This is a genomic window from Polaribacter sargassicola (assembly GCF_021991835.1).
Classification (GTDB): Bacteria; Bacteroidota; Bacteroidia; order Flavobacteriales; family Flavobacteriaceae; genus Polaribacter; species Polaribacter sargassicola.
On sequence record NZ_JAHDAU010000092.1, the window covers coordinates 1 to 351 of the forward strand.

1 protein-coding gene is annotated in these 351 nt (G+C 69.2%); it reads right to left on the minus strand.

The window, feature by feature from the left end; all coding sequences use genetic code 11:
• Window positions 1–51 precede the first annotated feature (51 nt).
• The coding region (locus KI686_RS15975; protein WP_237590322.1) for an aldehyde dehydrogenase family protein at window positions 52–351 on the minus strand (300 nt) is incomplete at its 5' end.

The window sequence follows — 351 nt, forward strand, 5'->3', positions numbered from 1 at the left end:
CATCCACCTGTCTTGAGCAATCCTCCTGTTGTCAGGCGCGCATCGCCGAGCTCAGCGCCGGATGACCTTCGTCGCCGCCATCGCCTTCAGCCCCTCGACGCCGAACTCGAGCCCGTAGCCGGAAGCCTTCACACCGCCGAACGGGGTCGACGGGTCGACCCCGCCGTGCTGGTTGATCCACACGGTGCCGGCCTCGAGACGCAGCGCGATCTCCTTCGCCGCCTCCTCGTCGGGCCCCCACACCGATGCGCCGAGGCCCTGGTCCGTGCCGTTCGCGCGGCGGACGGCATCCTCGACATCGCTGTAGCGGACGACCGGAAGCACGGGGCCGAACTGCTCCTCGTCGACGAT